Annotated in this window: 22 protein-coding genes and 1 pseudogene; 10 read left to right on the top strand and 13 right to left on the bottom strand. The window is 56.1% G+C overall.

Annotated elements, in window-relative coordinates:
* Positions 1 to 9 precede the first annotated feature (9 nt).
* From FN082_RS20535 to FN082_RS20515, 5 genes are all read left to right on the top strand, one after another.
* On the top strand, positions 10 to 225 hold the full coding sequence (locus FN082_RS20535; RefSeq protein WP_328592365.1) for a transposase: 216 nt from the start codon (positions 10 to 12) through the stop codon (positions 223 to 225).
* Between the two features lie 293 nt (positions 226 to 518).
* Positions 519 to 1,424, top strand: a complete 906-nt coding sequence (locus FN082_RS20530; RefSeq protein WP_142982267.1) for an N-acetylmuramic acid 6-phosphate etherase — start codon at positions 519 to 521, stop codon at positions 1,422 to 1,424.
* 303 nt (positions 1,425 to 1,727) lie between these two features.
* Positions 1,728 to 3,383: a malate dehydrogenase (quinone) gene (gene mqo / locus FN082_RS20525; protein ID WP_142982266.1), complete on the top strand. Its 1,656-nt coding sequence runs from the start codon at positions 1,728 to 1,730 to the stop codon at positions 3,381 to 3,383.
* A gap of 265 nt (positions 3,384 to 3,648) precedes the next feature.
* The gene (locus tag FN082_RS20520) at positions 3,649 to 4,824 is read left to right on the top strand and encodes a multidrug effflux MFS transporter (RefSeq protein WP_142982265.1); all 1,176 of its coding nucleotides are present in this window, start codon (positions 3,649 to 3,651) and stop codon (positions 4,822 to 4,824) included.
* A gap of 117 nt (positions 4,825 to 4,941) precedes the next feature.
* On the top strand, positions 4,942 to 5,868 hold the full coding sequence (locus FN082_RS20515; protein ID WP_139540009.1) for a LysR family transcriptional regulator: 927 nt from the start codon (positions 4,942 to 4,944) through the stop codon (positions 5,866 to 5,868).
* Here FN082_RS20515 and mdcH read toward each other — a convergent pair.
* The 9 genes from mdcH to FN082_RS20470 form a co-directional block, all read right to left on the bottom strand.
* Complete coding sequence (gene mdcH / locus FN082_RS20510; protein WP_142982264.1) at positions 5,858 to 6,760, bottom strand: malonate decarboxylase subunit epsilon; 903 nt, start codon at positions 6,758 to 6,760, stop codon at positions 5,858 to 5,860. The genes FN082_RS20515 and mdcH overlap by 11 nt on opposite strands.
* Positions 6,757 to 7,377 carry a malonate decarboxylase holo-ACP synthase gene (locus tag FN082_RS20505; protein ID WP_142467286.1) on the bottom strand — a complete coding sequence of 207 codons (621 nt, stop codon included), beginning with the start codon at positions 7,375 to 7,377 and terminating at the stop codon, positions 6,757 to 6,759. Before FN082_RS20505 ends, mdcH begins: the two co-directional genes overlap by 4 nt.
* 2 nt (positions 7,378 to 7,379) lie before the next feature.
* On the bottom strand, positions 7,380 to 8,339 hold the full coding sequence (locus FN082_RS20500; RefSeq protein ID WP_139540006.1) for an AEC family transporter: 960 nt from the start codon (positions 8,337 to 8,339) through the stop codon (positions 7,380 to 7,382).
* Positions 8,340 to 8,468: 129 nt separating this feature from the next.
* The gene (mdcE, locus tag FN082_RS20495) at positions 8,469 to 9,269 is read right to left on the bottom strand and encodes a biotin-independent malonate decarboxylase subunit gamma (RefSeq protein ID WP_142463103.1); all 801 of its coding nucleotides are present in this window, start codon (positions 9,267 to 9,269) and stop codon (positions 8,469 to 8,471) included.
* Positions 9,269 to 10,102, bottom strand: a complete 834-nt coding sequence (locus FN082_RS20490) for a biotin-independent malonate decarboxylase subunit beta (RefSeq protein WP_139540004.1) — start codon at positions 10,100 to 10,102, stop codon at positions 9,269 to 9,271. Before FN082_RS20490 ends, mdcE begins: the two co-directional genes overlap by 1 nt.
* A complete protein-coding gene (gene mdcC, locus FN082_RS20485) occupies positions 10,095 to 10,394 on the bottom strand; it encodes a malonate decarboxylase acyl carrier protein (protein WP_139540003.1) in 300 nt (99 codons plus the stop codon). Before mdcC ends, FN082_RS20490 begins: the two co-directional genes overlap by 8 nt.
* A gap of 17 nt (positions 10,395 to 10,411) precedes the next feature.
* On the bottom strand, positions 10,412 to 11,254 hold the full coding sequence (locus FN082_RS20480; protein WP_142463106.1) for a triphosphoribosyl-dephospho-CoA synthase: 843 nt from the start codon (positions 11,252 to 11,254) through the stop codon (positions 10,412 to 10,414).
* Positions 11,254 to 12,909 (bottom strand): malonate decarboxylase subunit alpha, encoded by a 1,656-nt coding sequence (gene mdcA / locus FN082_RS20475; protein ID WP_142467289.1) that lies wholly within the window; start codon positions 12,907 to 12,909, stop codon positions 11,254 to 11,256. Before mdcA ends, FN082_RS20480 begins: the two co-directional genes overlap by 1 nt.
* A 296-nt stretch (positions 12,910 to 13,205) precedes the next feature.
* Entirely contained in the window at positions 13,206 to 14,240 is a 1,035-nt protein-coding gene (locus FN082_RS20470; RefSeq protein WP_142982263.1) for an AI-2E family transporter, read from the bottom strand.
* 522 nt (positions 14,241 to 14,762) lie between these two features.
* Between FN082_RS20470 and mdtJ the strand changes: the two genes are divergently transcribed.
* The 3 genes from mdtJ (at position 14,763) to FN082_RS20450 (ending at position 17,703) form a co-directional block, all read left to right on the top strand.
* A complete protein-coding gene (gene mdtJ, locus FN082_RS20460; RefSeq protein WP_139539999.1) occupies positions 14,763 to 15,125 on the top strand; it encodes a multidrug/spermidine efflux SMR transporter subunit MdtJ in 363 nt (120 codons plus the stop codon).
* Positions 15,112 to 15,441 (top strand): multidrug/spermidine efflux SMR transporter subunit MdtI, encoded by a 330-nt coding sequence (gene mdtI, locus FN082_RS20455; protein WP_139539998.1) that lies wholly within the window; start codon positions 15,112 to 15,114, stop codon positions 15,439 to 15,441. The genes mdtJ and mdtI overlap by 14 nt, the downstream gene beginning before the upstream one ends.
* A gap of 105 nt (positions 15,442 to 15,546) precedes the next feature.
* A complete protein-coding gene (locus tag FN082_RS20450) occupies positions 15,547 to 17,703 on the top strand; it encodes a putative bifunctional diguanylate cyclase/phosphodiesterase (RefSeq protein WP_142982262.1) in 2,157 nt (718 codons plus the stop codon).
* Positions 17,704 to 17,707: 4 nt separating this feature from the next.
* Here FN082_RS20450 and FN082_RS20445 read toward each other — a convergent pair whose 3' ends face one another.
* Positions 17,708 to 18,520 (bottom strand): trypsin-like serine peptidase, encoded by an 813-nt coding sequence (locus FN082_RS20445; RefSeq protein ID WP_185931882.1) that lies wholly within the window; start codon positions 18,518 to 18,520, stop codon positions 17,708 to 17,710.
* Positions 18,521 to 18,767: 247 nt separating this feature from the next.
* On the opposite strand from FN082_RS20445, the gene FN082_RS30010 reads away from it, so the two are divergent.
* Complete coding sequence (locus FN082_RS30010) at positions 18,768 to 18,911, top strand: hypothetical protein (RefSeq protein WP_185932137.1); 144 nt, start codon at positions 18,768 to 18,770, stop codon at positions 18,909 to 18,911.
* Positions 18,912 to 19,082: 171 nt separating this feature from the next.
* On the opposite strand, the pseudogene FN082_RS20440 reads toward FN082_RS30010, so the two are convergent.
* Positions 19,083 to 20,021: pseudogene (locus FN082_RS20440) on the bottom strand (LysR substrate-binding domain-containing protein); the annotation flags it as partial.
* Between the two features lie 117 nt (positions 20,022 to 20,138).
* Between FN082_RS20440 and FN082_RS20435 the strand changes: the two are divergent.
* Positions 20,139 to 20,744 (top strand): LysE family translocator, encoded by a 606-nt coding sequence (locus FN082_RS20435; RefSeq protein ID WP_142982260.1) that lies wholly within the window; start codon positions 20,139 to 20,141, stop codon positions 20,742 to 20,744.
* On the opposite strand, the gene ydgU is transcribed toward FN082_RS20435, so the two are convergent.
* Together ydgU and asr are read right to left on the bottom strand one after the other, a co-directional pair.
* The gene (gene ydgU, locus FN082_RS30350) at positions 20,741 to 20,869 is read right to left on the bottom strand and encodes a small membrane protein YdgU (RefSeq protein WP_139539993.1); all 129 of its coding nucleotides are present in this window, start codon (positions 20,867 to 20,869) and stop codon (positions 20,741 to 20,743) included. The two genes, FN082_RS20435 and ydgU, sit on opposite strands and share 4 nt — an antisense overlap.
* Positions 20,870 to 20,892: 23 nt before the next feature.
* A complete protein-coding gene (asr, locus tag FN082_RS20425) occupies positions 20,893 to 21,264 on the bottom strand; it encodes an acid resistance repetitive basic protein Asr (RefSeq protein WP_142982259.1) in 372 nt (123 codons plus the stop codon).
* Between the last annotated feature and the right edge of the window lie 33 nt (positions 21,265 to 21,297).

Raw genomic sequence — 21,297 nt, 5'->3', positions numbered from 1 at the left:
GCGCGCTCAGTGGTGTTCGAAGTGGTCAACGAAAGATATTCCACCCAGGCTTGTTCGTGTTGCGGATCAATATCCGATAACAGTCCGAAAGGTAGAGCAGGCCTGCGAATAAGAGAATGGACTTGCTGTGAGTGCGGAACAATTCATGACCGCGACGTAAACGCCGCAAAGAATATTCTCGCGGCAGGGCATTGCCGTCTGGCTGTAGGAATCCCCGTCCTTTAGGGCGGGGAGGATGTCAACGGAAGCCAATATTTTGTCGATGGTGGACTGGCGATGTACTGAGTCTTCATTGGTATCTCATCTATACCTATCAGACCTGATAAGCCTAACTGGTCGGATAACAACCAACCAGCAGTCACCGCGCTTCAGGGGCGATAAAACTGTGACTCCCGTGGCGGTAAAGTGCGTCAGGAAGGCTTTACACTGGCATTAATAGCCATGGTCAATGAGAGGGTTTACCACCGGCTTGCGCTTTTCACCTTAGAGAGTTCTTTCAGTTTTAAATGGAGGTTTTTATGAGCAGTAAGCCAACCGCTTCAATGATGGAACGACGCCACCCTGAAACCACCCATATCGACAGCCTTGCCACGCTTGATATGCTGACGTTGCTGCACAAGGATGATAAGCAGATTACCGACGCTGTTGGAGCATGTTTACCCGAAATTGCGCGTCTGATTGATAATGCGACCGCGACGCTGAGCCGGGGAGGGCGACTGGTGATTGTCGGCGCTGGCGCCTCGGGGCGGGCTGCCGTACAGGCGGTGAGTGAATTTACGCCAGAGGGGAAACACTCGCTGGTTGGGCTTATCGCCGGGGGGCCGGCTGCCGCGCTCCAGGAGATGGAAACCGCTGCGAACGATTACGATCTTGGTGCCCTTGAGCTACAGGCCTTGCAGTTCAGCAATCAGGATATGCTGCTGGCGCTAACGGTCAGCGGAAAAACGCCGTGGGTCTGGGGGGCTATGCGTCATGCCTGGTCGTTAGGCGCGCCCATTGCCGTTCTGACGCAGCAGGCTAACAGCGAAGCCGCGCAGCTGGCGGATATCATCATTTCTCCGCAAACCGGGCCGGAAGCGGTGGCGGGCTTTGGTAATCCAAAAGCGCAAATTGCGCAGCGGCATATCCTCAATATGCTGACCACCGGGCTGGCGATTCGCGCTGGGCGAGTGTATGAAAATCTGCGCGTCGATCTCCAGGCCAGCACGCCGCGCTGGGCCGAGCGCCAGATAGCCATCGTGATGGCGGCGACGGAATGCTCGCGTAGCGAAGCCAAAGCGGCATTGGCCAGCTGCAATCAGCACTGCCGGACGGCAATATTAATGATTCTCAGCGGGCTTGATGCCTGGCAGGCGCGGGAGCTGCTGGCTGAGCATAACGACCATCTGCGGATTGCGCTACGCTCGGCGCAGCCGGTCGCCTGATTTGAGCCATCCGGCGCGTATTTCCGCAATACGCGCCGGATTATTTAAAATAATCCATAAACCAACCCCCCTTTTTTTATTCCACACTGTTTATCTGCTTTTTGATGGGGTTATTCCCAGGTGAGAAGTATCTAACGTATTATCTGTTTATATGGATGGGTGTTATTTTACTTTTTTAAGTTAAAAAACCAGGTTAATGATAATTAGCTATGTGTGCGAAAGTGTAAATGATATTTTAAAATAAAGTAAAAGTGCGTTAATATGCACCCTCTTATTACACTTGTGCTATGTGATATTTCTATTATGCCTGCAATTAAAAATACGATTATATCTATGACCGCATTAGCGATGTTCGTCAGTTCGGCGACATATGCAAATGACGATACCTCGAAAAAAACCGATTTCCTGTTGATTGGCGGCGGCATTATGAGCGCGTCGCTGGGGACCTGGCTGCACGAATTACAGCCGGAGTGGAAACAGGTGATGGTTGAGAAGCTGGATGGCGTCGCGCTGGAGTCGTCGAACGGCTGGAACAACGCCGGGACCGGACACTCTGCCAACATGGAGCTGAACTATACGCCGGAACGCCCGGATGGCTCTATCGACGTCAGCAAAGCGTTGGATATTAACGAACAGTTTATGATCTCCCGCCAGTTCTGGACGGCGCAGGTCAAACGCGGCATTTTGCACGATCCGCACTCTTTTATTAACTCCACCCCGCATATGAGTTTCGTCTGGGGCGATAACGTGGATTATTTGCAAAAGCGCTATGCCGCGTTGCAGCAAACCACCTTATTTCAGGGAATGAAATTCTCTACCGATCACGCGCAAATTAAACAGTGGGCACCGCTGGTGATGGAAGGTCGCGATCCACAGCAAAGAGTTGCTGCGACCTGGACGCCGGTGGGTACCGATGTGAACTACGGGGAAATAACTCGTCAGCTGATCGGAAGCCTTAAGAAAAATAACAACTTCACGCTGCAAACTTCGTCTGAAGTCACCGATTTTAAACGTAATACCGATAATTCATGGCACGTAACCATTAAAAACGTGAATAGCGGTGAAGAGCAGGCGATTGATGCCAAATACGTCTTTATCGGCGCTGGCGGCGGCGCGCTGAAATTACTGCAAAAAACCGGTACCCCGGAAGCGGATAACTATGCCGGTTTCCCGGTAGGCGGCTCTTTCCTGATGACCGAAAACCCGGCGGTGACCAAAGAGCATCAGCAAAAAGTCTATGGTCAGGCCTCGGTGGGCGCACCGCCGATGTCGGTACCGCATCTTGATGCTCGTTTCCTCGACGGCAAGCGCGTAGTGCTGTTTGGGCCATTTGCCACCTTCTCAACGAAGTTCCTTAAAAATGGTTCATTCCTTGACCTGCTGAGCACCACCACGACCGATAACGTGCTGCCAATGACGCACGTTGGGCTGGATAATTTTGATCTGGTGAAATACCTGATTAGCCAGGTCATGTTGAGTGACGATGACCGTTTTGCGGCGCTGAAAGAGTATTACCCTGGCGCGCGGAAAGAGGACTGGAAGCTGATTCAGGCCGGCCAGCGCGTGCAAATCATCAAGAAAGATGCTGAGAAGGGCGGTGTGCTGAAACTGGGTACTGAAGTGGTGGTCGACCAGCAGAAAACTATCTCCGCGCTGTTGGGCGCTTCGCCGGGGGCTTCCACCGCCGCACCGATCACTCTGAACGTGATTAAGCAGATGTTCCCGGAACAGTTCAATTCCCCGGAATGGCAGAGCCGCATTCGCGATATCGTCCCGAGCTACGGGCAGAAGCTGAACGGCAACGTTGCGCTGACTCAGCAGGTTTGGAATGACACCGCTGCCGCATTGCAGTTGACCAAACCACCGGTGATCGAGATGAACGCCGCCGCGCCGGTAATGACCGCAAAACCGGCAGAGCCGAAGGCGGAAGCGTCGCCGCAGCACGATATGGCACTCTAAGCCCACGCCTGTGAAATTGCCCGGTGGCGGCTAGCGCCTTACCGGGCCTACGGGACGAGTTCGGGTTTTGTAGGTCGGGCAAGGCGCTAGCCGCCGCCCGACAGAAAGGCGAGCACGGTAACCCAAACACGTTGGCGACTCGACTCCCAGGATTAATGAATCTCACTCATAACCTCAATCCTTTTATGCAGGATTATTCCGTACGCCTTTCCCGTTAAACTCCTCACTCTCTTCATCGCAATCCCTCTCCTCAACGGAAACAATAATGATTTCACCGCAAACGCGCGCAGCCAGCGGGCCGCTGTTTATTCTGATTCTCAGCGGACTGATGGCTTTTACCTCACTCTCGACGGATATCTACCTGCCAGCGATGCCGGTAATGGCGGCTGAACTACAGGGCGACGCTGAGCTGACTATTACCGGTTTTCTGATCGGTTTTGCCGTCGCGCAGCTGGTCTGGGGGCCAATTAGCGACCGGCTAGGTCGGAGAAAGCCGCTGTTTATCGGCATGGTACTGTTCATCATCGGCTCCGCAGGCTGTGCGCTGTCGACCACTATCGATCAAATTGTCTTCTGGCGCGTCTTCCAGGCGCTGGGAGCCTGCACCGGACCGATGCTGGCGCGCGCGATGGTGCGCGATCTTTTTGCCCGCAGCCGGGCGGCGCAGATGCTGTCGACTCTAACTATCGTGATGGCTATTGCGCCGATTGCCGGGCCGCTAATCGGCGGGCAGATGATTAAAGTCACCAGTTGGCACGCTATCTTCTGGCTGCTGGTGGTGATTGGTGGGCTGATGTTTATCGCGCTGCGCTGGCTGCCGGAAACTCTGCCGCCGGAACGTCGTCAGCAGGGCTCGACGCTAGGGGCATTTCGCAATTATGGTCAGTTGCTGAAAAATACCACCTTTATGCGCTACACCCTGAGCCTGACCTTTTTCTACGTTGCCGCCTATGCCTTTATTACCGGATCACCGGATGTCTATATTCGCTACTACGGCGTTGCGCCGCAGCACTATGGCTGGCTGTTCGCGGTGAATATTATTGGGGTCATGGCGATGAGCGTGGTAAACCGGCGTCTGGTTCAGCGTCACGCCCTGAGCTCGCTGCTGAAAATATCGCTGGCGGTTGCCGCACTGGCTGTGGTGATACTGGCGACGGGCGTCAGGCTGCATATTGGCGGCATTGGTCTGATAGTGGCCAGCGTGTTCCTCTTTTTTTCGATGAACGGGGTGATAGCCGCGACGTCGACCGCCGCGGCGCTGGATGAGGCAGGGGCATTTGCTGGCTCGGCCTCAGCGCTGATTGGCTCATTGCAGTACGGCAGCGGGATTATTTCTTCGTTACTGCTGGCGTGGCTGCGTGACGGTACGCCATGGACGATGGCGTGGATCATGGCCGCCTTTACCCTCGCCAGCCTGCTGCTGGCCTGGCGAAACCGATAAATTGCAATGCGGGTATTTCCCCCTTTCGGCTAATACCTCAATCGGTAATTGCGTTTATACTGTCTTGAAATCACAAAAGAAAATGCAAATAAAGACCGAAATGCGGGGCGCAGGGCAATGAAAGACGACATTAACCAGGAGATCACCTTCCGCAAGCTGTCGGTATTTATGATGTTTATGACGAAGGGCAATATCGCCAGAACTGCCGAGGCGATGCAGCTGAGCGGCGTCAGCGTTCATCGGGCGCTGCACACCCTGGAAGAGGGCGTCGGCTGCCCGCTGTTTATCCATAAAGGACGGAATCTGCTACCGCTCCCGGCGGCGTGGACGCTGCTGGAATACTGCCAGGACGTGATGAGCCTGATGACTCGGGGACTGGAAGCAACGCGCAAAGTGGCGGGTGTCGGACAGGGGCGGCTGCGCATCGGTACGCTTTACTCCCTGACGCTGGAAACCGTGCCGCGCATTATTATGGGCATGAAGCTGCGCCGTCCTGAGCTGGAGCTGGATCTCACCATGGGCTCCAATCAGATGCTGCTGGATATGCTGGAAGATGATGCGCTGGATGCGATTCTGATCGCCACCAACGAAGGTGAGTTCAGCAATTCCGCTTTTGATGTGGTCCCGCTATTTGAGGATGACATCTTCCTCGCGGCCCCGGCAACGGAGCAACTGGATACCAGCCAACCTGCCGAGCTGCGCGATTACGCTGAGCGTAAGTTTGTCTCGCTGGCGGAAGGATTTGCCACCTATGCGGGCTTTCAGGAGGCATTTCAGGTAGCCGGATTTGAGCCGGAAATTGTCACCCGGGTTAACGATATTTTTTCAATGATTAGCCTGGTTCAGGCGGGAGTGGGCTTTGCGCTGCTGCCGGGAAGAATGAAAAAGGTCTATGAAAACGATGTGCAGCTGTTGAAGCTGGCGGAGCCCTATCAAATGCGCCAGCTGATTTCGATTGTCTATTCACATCATCGCGAGCGCGACGCCGACCTGCTGGCACTGGCGGCAGAAGGGCGCATGTACGCCCGTAGCCTTAACCATTAAGCCGGGTTGCCAGGTGACGAGCGACTTCTATGCCGCTGCGTTCCAGCGAAATGCTCTCACCGCGCCAGCCCGCCTGGCGGGTAAGACAGGTCAGTACGCCGCCCGGCGGCATCTCAATTGCCAGCCGCGCCTCGCGCTCATCGGCGGCGATCATTGCCTCCTGCCAGCGCACGGTGCGCGACATATTCAGCGCCAAATCGTCGGCGATTTTCAGCGGGTCCCAGAGCACGCGCGCCGTGGAGCCGCTCAAATACGCGCAGCGCGGTCGCCGGAGCGTGATGGCAGAAAAGGCCTTCGCCAGCTCAGCCGCTGGTTTATCCAGCAGCGCGCAGTGCGAAGGGACGCTGACTGCCAGACGCTGTGCCAAGCTGGCTCCTGCCTTCAGCGCCAGCTTGGCGACTCTCGCCATCTCTTCGTCGCGCCCGGCAATGACAATTTGCGTTTCAGCGTTAAGGTTGGCGATATACAGCTCGCTGTCGGCAATCAGCTTTTCCACGCTGTCGAGCGTCAGACCCATAATGGCGGTGAGTCCGTAGCCGTGAGGATAAGCCTGCTCCATTAAATCGCCGCGTAGCGCCACCAGGCGCAGGGCGTTGGTGAAGTCCAGCGCATCGGCCATCACCGCCGCCGGGAAAGCGCCGATCGACAGGCCGCTGACCATGTCCGGGTTTACGCCCTGGCGCTGAAGCTCCCGCGCCCAGGCAACACCGGTAATTAACAGGCACAACTGCACCGCGCGGGTATGCTGTAACGCGGCGGCGCTATCTAAATTATCGACTTCATCGCCAAGTACGGTGCGCGCTTCGGCCATAATATTCTGACGATCGGGGATAGCGGTGAGCATACCTTGCCGCTGGTTTCCCTGACCGGGAAAGGTAAAGAGAATTTTCATGCTTCCTCCCTGTTCCACGGCGTCTCGGTCAGACGCGCGCCGTGGGACGTTTTCAGCAGGGCGCGGCCATCGCGCAACCACTCATTGAGTGCAAAAGCCCCGGCAGGCGTTTCGACCTGGGTATCCGCCCGGCAGGGTAGCTGCGCGACGCGGGCTTGCCATTCGAGCAATGCCTCGCGAACGACGGGCTGCGGTGCGCGAATGAGTAGATCCAGATCGCTGGTGGCGTGGAGAACGGGAATTTCCGTGGCCAGCGCGTAGCCGGTGCTGCCGGTAATGCCCCAACGCCACGGCCAGTCGTGCAGAGTCAGTGAAATAGCCGCCTGTACTGGCGGCTGAGAGACAAACGGCGAGCGCAGAAGCAGCTGGCGGTCGGCGAACATCTCTGGGCTGATGGTGCGAACGATATTCTCCGCCCGTACCCAGCCCGCCGCCCGCTGTTCGCGCTTCATGCCCCGCACGCCCACAGGAATGCGGGCATCGGCATCAACGTCGCGTCGTACCACCACTGGCAGGCTGACTCGCCAGTGCTGGGCGACCCAGAGTTCCTCGGTAGCCTCCAGCGCTGAGGTATGATTCAACCAGACTAAATCGTGAGGACGCGGCGTTGATGACATCGTTAGATCCCCGAAGTTAAAGTGATAAACAGCGGCAGCGACAGGATACACAGAACCGAGCTTAACAGCAGCACCGCTTCCGCATCCGGCGACTGTACGCCAAAGCGGTTGCCGAACACCACGCCGAAGAAACCGGCCGCCAGGGCAATCATCAGAATGGCGGTAATGGCGATCGAACCGTGCAGGCCCAGCAGCATCACCAGACCCCAGGCGATAAACGGCTGCACCAGCAGTTTAACGATAGTGGAGGTGGCGATCAGCGTATTGAGCTGCAGCTTACGCGCCGACAGAATCACCCCGGTCAGGAACAGTGCTGCGGCGGTCGCCGCCAGGCCCAGCGGTTTGATCGAGGCCAGCAGCAGGTCCGGCATTTTGATACCGATGGCGGAAAGTACCACCCCCAGCAGCGGGCCCCAGACAATCGGTTTTTTCACCGAACGCCACATCAGTATCGGCAGCATCGCCAGCGTTGAACCGCTATTTTCTCCAGCGGCACGCGCTTTTTCACGTTCCAGAATCAACAGGCAGAAAGGCGTCATCAGTACCGAACCGCAGGCAATAGACACGGCGACCGAGAGCGAGGTTGACGCACCTTCGCCGAGCACGCTGCCAAGAATCGGCAGGCCGAGCGCGGCGTAGTTAGGCAGCGCCACGGTCAGGGTCAGCACGGCGGCATCCTGCGGCGAACGCTTGAAGACGTTGGTGGCGAGAAAATAGATAGCCGCATAGGTGATCCACATCGCGCCGGTGAGCACCAGCACCAGCGGCGATTGAGCGACAATCCCGCTCCACGGGGTCTGTACCGTGGCGCTAAACAGCGTCGCGGGCAGGGCGAAGTCCATCACGAAAATGTTGAGCAGCGAGACGTTTTTGTTATCGACCATTTTGGCCTTACCGGCCCAGAAGCCCAGTAGCATGATGACAAAAATCGGCGCGAGGGCATGAATAATCACATAAGTCATAAATCACCTGTAAATGGAATAGAGTACTGGCGCGATTGTTATAATTTCTAAAAGCAGTCCCTTCCTGAGGCGCTCAATGAGCGCCTCAGGCGGCCGCTTCCGGCAGGTTTTCTTCTACTTAGGGACTGACTACCAGCTGGCGCGCATGCGATCGCGCACCTGTTGGGAACTACGACGGTTCTCCGCACCCAGGCGGCACTTCAGCGTGGCATCCTGGCGGGCGTCAGCGATGGCGTCGCGCAGGGTGGTGGTGACCAGCGTCAGGTCGCGGGCGTCAGGGGCATCCGGATTGCTGATGTCGAGCAGGGCGGAGAGCAGGCCGAGCGTTGCGTAGTTGCTGACGTCATAGGCCATCGGCGGAATAGTTGCCGCCAGTTTCTCCAGCGCCTCAACGGTACGCAGGGTGATCCGCGCGGCAGACTCTTTGCCCATCGCATGAACCAGCACGCCGCTGTCGTTAAAGGCGATCAGGCGGTTGGCCTGGTAGCCGTGGGCCAGAAACGCCCCGGACATCGCTTTGCCGACAATCAGGCCTATCACCGGGTGACCAGCAAGACGCGCTTTGGCATAAGCGCCAGCCGCCCCAGCCAGCGCCTGGTGAATACCGAAGGCCTCTTCACGACGACCATAGGCCTGGCTTGGCACATCAATAACCGCAATAATCGGGCGCTTCACCGGGTTATCCGCATCGGCGTCGATAGTTTCGTTAACCACTTTCGCCAGCGTCCAGCCTTCGAGCAGACCGACTTCACCCTGAGCGGCGCGCGGGTAGTGGTTATTCGCATCCGGCACCACGGCGATAAAACGTACGGATTCGCCGTTAAAATCGGCATCGGCAACCTGTACTGACGGGCACAGACCGCTCATCAGCGGGGCATTCGGTGCCAGCTGGTTTAGCCACAGCGCGGCGCGATTAGTGAACTGACTCATTATTTCTCCTCCCGGGCGAATAGCTGTTTGATCTGCGCGGTATCCGCTTGCTGGCGGGTATCGAAGTGGGTCAAACGGGTCAGGAAATCATCATATTTGTCGCTGCGATGCTGGGTCGGTACGCCCTGGGCAATCGCTTCGTTCATCGCCGTTTTCACCGCGTTGACGCCGTCGCCCACCAGCGCATCCACCAGGCCGCTGGCGTAGCGAATTTCGCCGCCGGTCATGCTCCAGATAAACGGACGGTCGCGGGAGTCATACTCTTCAATGCCTGCTTCCTGTTCGATAACCTGTGGTCCGTTGAGGCCCAGACGCGCTTCGCGAGTGACAATCAGGTAGCTGCACAGCGCTGCGGCGATGGACATCCCACCGAAGCAGCCGACGGTGCCGGTGATAATACCGACCACCGGGGTGTAGCGACGGAGGTCGACAATCGCGGCGTGAATATCGGCGATGGCGGCAAGGCCCAGATTGGCCTCCTGCAGACGCACGCCGCCGGTCTCCAGACACAGTACCGCCTGGGTGGGGATACCGTTGCGGTTATCTTCCGCCGCCAGCTCGAGCGCGGCGGCCATTTTCGCGCCGGAGACTTCGCCCATGCTGCCGCCCTGGAAGGTGCCTTCGATGGCGATCACCACCGCGGGTTGACCGTTAATGGTGCCTTTCGCGACGACCATGCCGTCATCGGACTGCGGGACGATACCCTGCGCGCCCAGCCACGGCGACATGATGCCTTCGAACGGGTCGAGCAGCTCGCGATAGCTGCCGCCGTCCAGCAGGGTGCGGGCGCGTTCGCGGGCGCGCAGTTCAATAAAGCTACGATCGTTACGCATGAGCCACCTCCTCAAAAACCTGTTCAATGCGGATGCGCGCCACGCCCGGCGTGGCACCGAAATCGTGGATAACCAGCAGCCCGCCGGGCAGGCCGTTAACCAGGTTCAGGCGGTCGAACAGCGCGTTCCAGCGCGCCTGGCTGTTGTCCACCGAGGTGGTGATTTCTACGTTGAGTGTGTTGCTCTGTCCTGCGGTATAGAGCACTTCCATATCGCCGGAGCCTACAACGCCTGCCAGCGCTTTGCCGCTGAGGGCGCGGTTGGCAGGAAATGACAATTTAATCTGTTCCATAACATCCTCTGAATGCGTTAGGCGGAAACCCGGTCGAGAAACAGGGTGGCGGCGAGCAGGTCAGCCGCGCCACCCGGCGAGGCGTTCTGCGCCAGCATCTGGGCATCAAGTTGCGCCAGAGCGGCCCGGCCCGTAGCTGTCGCACATCCTCCGGCGGTCAGTACCTCGGCCGCGCCTTGCTGCATGGCGTCAAGTCCCGCCATTCCGGCGCGGGAGAGCACGCAGGTATCGCTAAGCGACGTCATAATCGCCATCAGCGCGTCCAGGCGGGCCTGCTCTTCGCTGGCCCCCTGCGCCCGGCTGTGCAGTAGCTGCGGCAGCGCCAGGGTGGTGATGTGCGGAAAAGCGCACTGCGCCTCTTCACGCGCACCCGGCACCTGCCAGCGGCGGCTGGCGCGCAGACCTTTACTGAAGGTCTTCGGCGCGCAGGTATCCGGCAAGCGGGCGAGGGCGGCGGCAGTTTCCGCGATTCTCTGTGAATGACCTTTTCCCCCCAGCATGGCCGTTGCGCTGACCAGCAGGCCAAGGGCCCAGATAGCGCCGCGATGGGTGTTGACCCCCGCCGTCGCTTGCATCATCTGCGCTTCGCCTTCACGACCCAGACGACCAACGGTCTCGCGCAGGGCGATATCAACCGGGCGCAGCCAGCTTTGCTGTGCCAGCGCGTGAAAAGTCGGTGTCAGGCTGTGGGCTGAGCGCTCCATTAGCGCCAGATTCAGGTCCTGATGCGCGCCGTTGCCACGGCTATCAACCAGGCCCGGTTTCGGGCTAAGGCGCGCTTCGTCGATCAGGCAGTCGCTGGCGATTTGCGCCAGACGCCGGGCCCGGGTTTCTGCGAGTTGGGGAGAGAGGTTTTTCATTACCAGCTCCGGAATTTTGCCGGTGGGTTGTACAGGCCGTCGGACCATTCAACCAGGTCGGCGACGCTGCCAGCGGCCAGCAACGAACGGGTGGCGTCGCTACGGCGAATACCGATATCTTCCGGGTACACCACTTTTCCGCTGCGGCGCAGTTCGGCCACGCGTTTGGCGTCAACGCCGAGGCCGATATCGGTGATCCCGGCCACCGCTGCGACCATCGCCCGGCGCTCCTCAAGACTTTCCGCGCGATAGAGATAAGCGATGCCTTCTTCGGTCAGCACGTGGGTGACGTCATCGCCGTAAATCATTACTGGCGCCAGCGGCATTCCGGAGGTTTTCGCCACTTCAATAGCATCCAGTTTTTCTACGAAGGTTGGTTTAACGCCCGCCTGGAAGGTTTCCACCATCTGCACCACCAGCTTTTTGCCGCGCTGCATTGGGTCCGGTTCGGTAATCATATTCAGCCAGGCCGGGGTGGCGTGACGACGACCGTGCGGGTCATGGCCCATATTCGGCGCACCGCCGAAGCCGGAAAGACGCCCACGGGTGACGGTTGAGGAGTTGGCGTAGCCATCCACCTGGAGCGTCGAGCCGATAAACATATCCACCGCGTACTGGCCTGCCAGCTGGCAGAAGGCGCGGTTAGAGCGCATGGAGCCATCTGCGCCGGTAAAGAACACGTCAGGGCGGGCGCGGATGTACTCTTCCATCCCCAGTTCGCCGCCGAAGCAGTGCACGCTCTCTACCCAGCCGCTCTCAATGGCCGGGATCAGCGTCGGATGCGGGTTCAGGGTCCAGTGTTTACAGATTTTGCCCTTCAGGCCGAGCTGCTCGCCGTAGGTAGGCAGCAGCAGTTCGATGGCGGCGGTGTTAAAGCCGATACCGTGGTTTAGCGATTGCACCTGATGCTCGGCGTAGATGCCTTTGATCGCCATCATCGCCATCAGGATATGTTCCTGTTTGATCAGGCGCGGGTCGCGGGTAAACAGAGGTTCGATAAAGAACGGTTTGTCGGCGACAACGACGTAGTCAATCCACGAACCGGGGATATCGACGCGCGGCAGGTCGCATTCGTCGTCAACCAGCTCGTTGACCTGCGCAATGACGATACCGTCATGGAAGGCGGCGGCTTCAACCAGCGCCGGAGTATCTTCGGTACTTGCCCCGGTGTAGAGATTACCTTTGCGGTCGGCTTTGAAACCGGCGATCAGGGCGACGTTCGGCGACAGGTCGACGTACAGACGGGAGTAGAGCTCGATATAGGTGTGGATCGCGCCAATTTCCAGCAGGCCATCTTCCAGCAACTGCGAAATACGCAGGCTTTGGGTGCCGGAGAAAGAGAAATCAAGTTTGCGGGCGATGCCTTTTTCGAAGAGATCCAGGTGCTCGCTGCGCCCGACGCTTGGCATAATCATGTGCAGGTCGTGGATTTTTTGCGGGTTGACTTCCGCCAGCATCCGCGAGAGAAAATCGGCCTGTTTCTGGTTGTTGCCTTCCAGCACCACACGGTCGCCGGGAGCCAGCAAATGTTCCAGAACCGCAACCAGCTGGTCGGTGGGAATGACTTTACCTGAGATCTTAGCCTCGGCCAGTCGCCGCTGTTTTTCCGTCCGGCGACGGTTCCAGACCCGTCCGGTCGTTTGTTCGGCACTCATTGTTAACCTCCTGATTCGACAAATCGTTTTGATTGTCCTGGTGTGGGAGTAAGTGTGCGTCCCGACGTGGCAGGCATCAATTAACGCTGACGGCGAATTGTTAGCGTAAGAGTAATGATTGGCGGGTGAGAGATGTGATGGCGATCAATAATGAAAATGAATGATTGGTCTACAGGTATGGAGGATGTGTATAAAAAGAACCCGGTGGCGCTGCGCTGACCGGGCTACGGATTCACCGCCGTCTGCGGGCTGGTAGCCCGGACAGATGCGCCAGCATCGCCTCCGGGGAAATGTCGTTAGTTTTTACTCAGGTCACTCAGCAGAAAGGCAATGCTTTGCCCGGCGACCGTCTGCTCGAGGGCGATTTTGACGATAATCGTCAGCGGCACTGAGAGCAGCATACCTACCGGCCCCAGCAGCCAGCCCCAGAAAATCAATGACAGGAAGACCACCAGCGTCGATAGCCCCAGGCCACGGCCCATAATGCGCGGTTCAAGGATATTGCCGAACACCAGATTAATGACCAGATAGCCCGCCAGAACCACCAGCGCGTCGTACAGACCGCCAAAAACCAACACCTGCAAAATAGGCGGGATCGCCGCGAGAACTGAACCAATGTTGGGAATGTAGTTGAGCGCAAAAGCCAGTAGCCCCCACATAAAGGCAAAACGCACATCCAGCAGCACCAGCATCCCCCAGACCACCAGGCCGGTTACCAGGCTAATGGCGGTTTTTAACACCAGGTAGTGGGAGACGCTATCCAGTGCGCGCTGAATTGCCCCCATGCCTTCCACCGGTCGGGACATCAGCTGTTGCAGCTTGACGGGAAGCTGCGGGACCTCAAGCAGCATAAACACCACCGTCAGCAGCAGCAGGAAGATAGAGGACATGGCGTTAGAAAGCTGCGTCAGCAGGCTGGTGACCAGCGTCATCACCGCATTGGGATCAATATACTTATTCAGCTCAACCACCGACACGGTAAAACCAAAGCGCTGTAACCACGGCGCAATGGTCTGCATCGGTTCATAGAGATAATTGCGATACTGCGGCAGGGTGCGCGCCAGTTCGTTAAGCGAGGTGCCGAGAGAGGCCAGCAGCACAACGGCCAGCAGGACAATCAGACCAACCAGCAGAGAAATAGCCAGCACCCGCGGTACCCGGCAGCGCACCATAAGCTGAACCAACGGGTTGATGACCACCGCCAGGAATAGCGCCAGAACAAAAGGAACGATGATATCCGCCGCGAAGCGAATGCCGGTGAGAATGATAACCAGCATGCCGAGCATGATGACTATCTTTAAGGCGTTAAGCGTGATAATGGGTTTGGCCATACCGCTCCCTGCGAGAAAAATTGAGTCTAATGTGAATTCATTGTAGACGCTGGCAAAGTCGGCGTCTCAACGCTGCGTATCTGCTAAAAAGAAAAAAACGGCCCGCTTATTTATAATTGATAGAGTGGGATCATAATGGCGAACGGGATCAGAAAAAGCTAATCAAAATCAAATATCCGAGGTAAAGAACTGCAAAGACTTTGAGTTAAATGTAGCGTTATGGTACAAATCTGCTTGTGTATAACTACTGAGGACAATTTTCATCCGCAAATGACGAGAAGCAATACCGCGGATAATTGTAATTTTATGGACAATCAGTTCAGGATGTATATTTCTCATCACCCTGCAGTATCCCTCTTCAACTCCCGCTTCCTTGGCGAGCAGCACTGGCGCTCGGCGCTATAGTCTTCTTCTCTCTGCCTGAGCTGGCGCGCTGCGCACGGCTAAAATAACGTCAGAATTTTTCCGGTTTACTTCGCTGTAAGCCGTAATGGATTATATTCTCAAGCAGGAGAAGGGATCATGTTTTATTGGATTTTATTAGCTTTAGCTATCGTTGCTGAAATTACCGGCACCCTGTCGATGAAATGGGCAAGCGTCAGCGGTGGGCATGCTGGTTTTATTTTAATGCTGGTAATGATTGCGCTTTCTTATATTTTTCTGGCTTTCGCGGTGAAAAAAATCGCCCTTGGCGTGGCCTACGCCCTGTGGGAAGGGATCGGTATTTTACTGATCACTATTTTCAGCGTCCTGCTGTTCGATGAGACGCTGTCGACGATAAAAATCGCAGGTCTGGTCACCCTGGTTGCCGGGATTGTATTGATCAAATCCGGAACGAAGAAAGCGGTGAAACCGGGCAAGGAGACGGCTCATGCAACAGTTTGAGTGGATCCATGCCGCCTGGCTGGCGCTGGCGATTGTGCTGGAAATTATCGCCAACGTTTTTCTGAAGTTTTCCGACGGCTTCCGGCGTAAATTCTACGGCGTGATGTCCTTGGTGGCGGTCCTTGGCGCATTTAGCGCGCTTTCGCAGGCGGTTAAGGGGATTGACCTGTCGGTGGCCTATGCACTGTGGGGCGGTTTCGGTATCGCGGCGACCATTGCCGCCGGTTGGATACTGTTTGGCCAGCGTCTGAACCATAAAGGCTGGGCCGGTTTGTTGCTTTTGGTCGTTGGCATGGTGCTAATTAAACTCGCCTGATGTGATGCCGCCTGTGAATGCAGGCGGCAAATTCTGCCCTCTGTATTACTCTTAAAAAAGAGCCAGTTCGGCGTATCTCCTGACCGGCCATGATGAGGGCAGAACATGATTCACTCGTTAGGTTGGCGCAATATTCCCTCCGCCAGAACGCTTTCCATCATGATCTTCCTTGCCGGGATCGGCTTAATCGTGTCCGTTATTTTTCTGCTCTACCTTTCCCAGCATCTGATTGGCCAGAAAGCGAACGAAATTGATAAACATCGCTCTGTGCTATCGGTGGATGGCGCGGTGCAGACCTCGGTCAACCGCGTGCAGTCGTTGGTGATGGATAACTCCATCTGGGATGATGCGGTTCATCAGACCTATGCGGAGAAGCTCGATTCTCAATGGCTTTATAATTCATGGGGATCGGGTTTTAAAATCAACAATCTTTATGATGGCACTTTCGTGCTGGACCAGCACTATCACGTTTTGTGGGGATCATTTCGTAGCCAGAGTTTTACCGAGCAGGATACGGAATTTTTAGGCAAGGGTTTTCATACACTCATCTCGCAGCATGCCGCTGCGCTGCGCAGCGGTAAAAGCGCTTATGCGGGCATCACCCGCACCCGCGTCGGTATTGCGTTTATCGGTATTGGCCTGATTCGCCCAACGGTTGGACGCCTGCAGGTGCATGATGATACCCGCCGCTATCTGGTGATTACCCGGCACATTAACCCGCAAATGCTCGAACGCCTTGGTGATACCTTTCAGATTCGCAATTTGCACGTCACTCCCACCGGCGGTGAATACAGTATTCCGCTGCGTACTCATGCCGGAGAAATCGTGGGTTACCTGAGCTGGCAGCCTGGACTTCCCGGTGCGGAGGCATCGCGGGCGGCATCGAACAGTATTCGGCTAATTGCTGCGGTAGCGGCTGGGCTGATCCTGCTGTTTATTCTGTTTAGCAGTCTGGGGCTTTACAAGCTAGCGCGCGGTGAAAAGCTGGCGCGCAATATCGCCATGACCGACTGGCTTAGCCGCTTGCCTAACCGCCGGGCGCTAATCGAGCGGCTGAATCAGGTTTGTGAAAATTCGCAGTATCAAACGCAAAGCGTAGTGTTTATCGATCTCGACGGTTTTAAAGATGTTAATGATAACTACGGCCACGATGTTGGCGATGCGCTGATTACCCATATCGCCAAAGAGCTGCGGGAGCGTGTTCCACCCGGCGGGATGCTGGCGCGTATGGGCGGTGACGAGTTCGCGATGACGGTCAGCGGCGAACAGGCGGTGAATCAGGCATCGGCCTTTGCCTGGGCGGTGTTGGAACTCTTGAAGGCACCCGTTACGCTGAGTGAGCGAAAAATCTATATCAGCGCCAGCATCGGTATCGCCAGCGGCGTTCCTGTAAGCTGTTCCAGCACCGAGCTTTTTCGTCGCGCCGATATTGCCATGTACCATTCGAAAAAAACCGGGAAAGGGCGCACGACCTGGTATGACGAAGCGCTCAGTGACGCGCGGCAGTATCAGCTCAATATCGAAAACGGCATTCGTCAGGGACTGGAAAACGATGAGTTCGATGTCTGGTATCAGCCGATTGTTAACGCCGATACGCTGGTTATGGAAGGTGTGGAAGCGTTGCTGCGCTGGCCACGACGCCCGCAGGGTGCGCTGCCGCCGGACGCTTTTATCGGTATCGCTGAAAGCAGCGGTTTGATCTACGCGCTTGGCCAGTTTGTTCTCCATCGTGCCTGTAGCGACCTGCAGCCATTAGGCGACCTGCTGCTATCGGTGAATATTTCACCGGCGCAGTTTCGCGACCCGGAATTTGAGTCGCGGGTGGTACAGGTGTTGGGGCGCTGCCATTTCCCGGCCCGTCGGCTACAGCTTGAGGTCACTGAAAGCTACGTACTGGAGAATCCCAACCGTGCCAGGGCGGCGATTGAAAACTTAAAATCGCTGGGGATTGCGGTGGCGCTGGATGATTTTGGCACCGGATACTCCAGCATCGGCTATTTACGCAGCTTCAGCTTTGACAGTCTGAAAATCGATAAATCACTGGCCGGGCTGGTGGATGTTGATACCCAGGCGGCGGAGCTGGTTCGTGGCACCGTACGTATTGCCGGAGCGTTAGGCATTACGGTGGTGGCGGAAGGCGTTGAGAATCAACAACAGCTGGCGTTGCTGCGGCGAGCGGGATGCGACAGATTACAGGGATTCTATTTTAGCGAACCGATGCCCGTCGCCTCGTTATTACAGCTGCGCCAGCAGCAGGGCTGACCGTTTACTGGGCGGCCAGCGCTTCCAGCTTATCGCGAAAACCGGTCACGGAGATGGCGCGGTTGTCCGCCCGCCAGCGATCTTTTGGCCCCGGAGCCGAACTCTGCACCGCAATGACCTGCCAGCCGTCGGCGGTCTTTAACAGCAGAGGCGAACCGCTATCGCCTGGCAGCGTATCGCATTGATGGGAGAGCACTGACGTCTGCGCCCAGCCGGTTACCACGCAATCCTCATGAGTGTAGAGATTATCCAGATGATCTTCCGGATAGCCTGACTGCGTCACTTTACGTTCCACGGTTTTTAGTGCGGCGGTCAGATCGGCCTTGCTGCCGTTAAAAATCGGTACCGGTGTAATTCCGGACGGGGCGTAGCGTAAGACGATAAGTCCAAAATCCCACGGCGCAGCGGCGCTCGGGACTATCCAGCCATCGCCGTCGGCCTTTAGCCTTTTGCCCAGCGAAGGATCTACGCGACCTTCAATACCATGGATCTCATACACCCAGCCGCCTTTGCGTGAGATAAAGCGCAGGGCGACCGGTTTATCCGGCTTGCCTTTAGGCGGCGTAAGCAGGCAGTGCCCGGCGGTGAGCGCCAGGTTGGGGGAGATAAGCGTGGCGGTACAGAGATTACCGCTGGCGGTTTCCAGTTGTCCAATGGCATCCCAGGGATCGTCTGCGGGATTGCTCACCGGTTTACGATCGTCATGACCAAAAAACAGCGTCTTAATATCTTTTGCACTCATGCCATCATCATCAGCCTGGACAAGCGGAGGAACCAGGCAAATTGAACACAGTAATAACAGAACGTCTCTACGCATATCACTCTCTGGGGAGTTAATTATGTATATTGAAAGTAGCAGCAGATTTAAGTTTATGAAAGTTAAGAATAATTTTAATTAAGCCAGACGGCAGGCTTTATCAGAGAAAATCGGCCATTTTTATCGGCGGAATGATGTAATTTCAACCGGTTAACGTCGATTTCCTGCGGCGCTATTTCCGCAGAAAAGGGCGATGGACGCAACATAAATCGTGTATCCGAACGTACATCAGGCGAGGAGTCGAAAAATGACTTTCGCTTCAGTTTTTTCTCAAGGGAGCACAGAGCAAAAACCGCCAGAACAGGGCAAAAATGAAATATCTTCACAAGAAAAACGCACTTCTTTACCTGTTTATCAATTACTTTCAAAGCGAAACATTTTCTCACCGTAAACGTTGTTATTGCTACTACCTTGTTGAGCTAATAGAGATGTTATCCCGGCGATGATGTCTGCAATTTCTAACACCCGAAGCACGGGAGGGTCTATGTCTAAACAAGGTATTCGCGCATTGGTCTACGTTTCGCTGGTCTCAGCGATGATCTGGGGTGCCACGGGCTATCTGTTGGTTACCGCGGTCCACGTTCTGTAATTCGGGTTCCTGTCCCTGACGGATAATATCGTCAGGCAACGGGCCGGGAATATGCTGATTTAAAAAGTCAAGGAGTAAGGCGATAGGCTGCGGGCTGAGGGTGTTTTTCGGCCATACCAGATAGTAGCCTTCACCGGTCGCGATAGCCGTTGAGAAGGGCAAGGCCAGAAGTCCCGCGCGGATCGCGGGCAGATTCAGCAGCAGATCGCCAATGCTGACGCCGTGGCCGCTCATTGCCGCCATCGTGCCTTGCTCAAGGGTATCGAAGACGATGCCCTGAGCAATATTGGGCGCGAGCTGGTCGTAATACTGGAGCCAGCGCCGCCAGTCCCGTCGGTCGGTTGATGGATGAATCAGCGTACAGGCAGTCAAATCTTGTCTGGCTTTGTGCCGCATGCTCGGTGTGCAAAGTGGGATCAGCCATTCTGCGAACAGCAGGTGACAAACGTTATTGTCACCGAAATGACCCTCTCCCAGGAGAATCGCGCAGTCGAAAGGCTCCTGAGCGAAATCGACGCTGTCGCGGTCCATCCACAGGCTACTCATTTCGACTTCCGGGCGCTGATGCTGCTGGCGAAACTGCTGCAGGACGTCCAGTAGCCAGCGCATTGTGAGCGTCGACGGTGCTTTCAGCCGCAGCTTTCCCGCCTGACGACGCAGAGCCTGACAAGCCCGTTCAATCGACATAAAACTCTCTTCCAGCGCTTTCGCCAACTGGTATCCGGCATCGGTCAGCATGACCTTTGGCCCATGGCGAATAAAAAGCTGACATTCAAACCACGCTTCCAGCGTGCTGACGTGGCGACTGACGGCCCCTGGCGTAACGTGCAGCGCAGCGGCGGCTTTACTAAACGAACCAAGTCGAGCGGCGGTTTCAAAAGCGCGTAGGGCGTAGAGCGGAGGCATGGACATCGTTAATTGTTTTCTACTATGAGTAAAACTCACATTCAAGCTCACTATTAGTCGTTTTTCAACTCTGAAATCAAGAAAGAAAATAGGATCTTTATTATCCTATAGTGAGTTTAGTGGATGGATTATTCATTGTTGATGGCCTACTGCCTGACGGTGCTGGCGCTGATAGCCACGCCCGGACCGGTGGTTTTATTAGTGACCGGGGCGGCAGCGCGTGAAGGCTATTCCAGCGCAGTGCGCACGATGATTGGCGGGAATCTGGCGTCTCTGGTGTTGTTGGCGATCGCTGCCGCGATGCTGACCGGTTTGGTGGCTCTGAACCCGCGAGCACTGATGCTGCTGGCGGTTGTCGGATCGCTCTATATCATTCTGCTGGCAATTGGAATGCTGCGTGAGGATGCTAATATGCAACTGGTCGCTAAAAAGCGCAGCGGAGTGATGGCTGGATTTGCGACCGCACTAAGCAATCCCAAAGATATTCTCTTTTTTGCTGCTTTTTTTCCGCAGTTTATCCATGTCACCGACACTCTCGGCTTCAGTCTGGGGCTATTGACGGCGGTCTGGGTGATTATCGACCTGAGCGTGCTCTCACTCTATATCCTGGCGATTCGTCGTTGGCTAACGGCGCATTACGCTAAACGATTGACGATGGTCTCGGCGTTATTTCTGTTGCTTCTGGCGCTCTATGGTCTGGGATATAACCTCTGGCAACTCACGCTTTAATAGAGAAAAAAACGGCTGGCGACTAGCGCGCAGATAATCAGCAGGATCAGGATGAGCTCAAAACGATAGCGCCGCAGCATGGTGCTCTCCAGAAAAAAACGGCGCTGAAGCAGCGCCGGTATCATATCAAACAACCTAATCTGGGAGATTAAGCAGCCGGTTGTGCAGCTGGTTTAGCGGTATGATGTTTGGTGGTTTTGTGGTGTTTTTTGGCCGCCTGAGCTTTCTGGGCTACAGCGGGATTAGCAGCAGCTTTGTGGTGTTTTTTAGCGGCCTGAGCTTTCTGGGCTACTGCGGGTTTAGCGGCAGCTTTGTGGTGCTTTTTGGCAGCCTGAGCTTTCTGCTCTGCGGCCGGTTTAGCAGCGGCTTTGTGGTGTTTCTTGTGGTGAGTTGCTTTAGCGGTGGTGCTGTGAGTTGCAGCAGCCGGAGCTGGAGCGGTAGTAGTGGCAGCGTCGGCAGCAAAAGCAACAGAAGACAGACCCATAGCAGCGGCAACGACCAGAGCTAATACTTTTTTCATTCTGATATCCTCGAAAAGGTTTCTTGTTTCAAC

Source organism: Klebsiella spallanzanii, from assembly GCF_902158555.1.
Classification (GTDB): domain Bacteria; phylum Pseudomonadota; class Gammaproteobacteria; order Enterobacterales; family Enterobacteriaceae; genus Klebsiella; species Klebsiella spallanzanii.
Note: the sequence above shows the minus strand (reverse complement) of the source record. Positions and strands in the feature narration are given on the sequence as shown.